Source organism: Neisseria sp. P0021.S007, assembly GCF_051956855.1.
Genome location: NZ_JBQCXA010000942.1, coordinates 1 through 563 on the forward strand (window position 1 = coordinate 1; position 563 = coordinate 563).

Sequence of the window (563 nt, forward strand, 5' to 3'; positions counted from 1 at the left end):
AACCAATGCAGGTTGGCCTGCGCGGATAAAGGCGATGTCTTGCGGACGGATATAGGCTTCGACCAGCAGTTTGTCATCAACCGGGACGATTTGCATGATGTCTTCGCCTGCGTTCACAACGCCGCCGATGGTGGTGACTTTTATGCCTTTGACGATGCCGCGCATAGGGGCGCGGATTTGCGAGCGTTCAACCGGGTCGGCACGCATGGCAACGTTTTCTTTGGATTGCGCCAGTTCGGATTCGGCTTGCAAGAGTTCGTTGTTGGCATCGGCTTTGTAGCGGTTGCGGCGTTCAGAGATTTGGGTGGCCAAGTCTGCGGAATCGCGGCGCATTCTTAAAAGTTCGACTTCGGAAACATAACCTTCGGAAACAAGAGGAGCAGTAATGGCAATCTCTCGATCAAGTGCGGCCTTGCTTTGGGATAGGCCGTTGATGGCATCCACCATGACTTGGCGGCGTGCTTTGTAGGCGGCGATTTCGCGACGGCGAAGCTCGGGACCCACGCTGTCAGGGAAGGAGAGCTTGGTTCCGTAGGCTTCAGCTTTAAGGCGGGCAATAGTGG

1 protein-coding gene is annotated in these 563 nt (G+C 55.6%); it reads right to left on the minus strand.

All coding sequences use genetic code 11. The features are described 5' to 3' along the window. Positions 1-563: HlyD family efflux transporter periplasmic adaptor subunit (locus tag ACTHUR_RS16855; protein ID WP_440399836.1), on the minus strand; the 563-nt coding region annotated here is incomplete at both ends.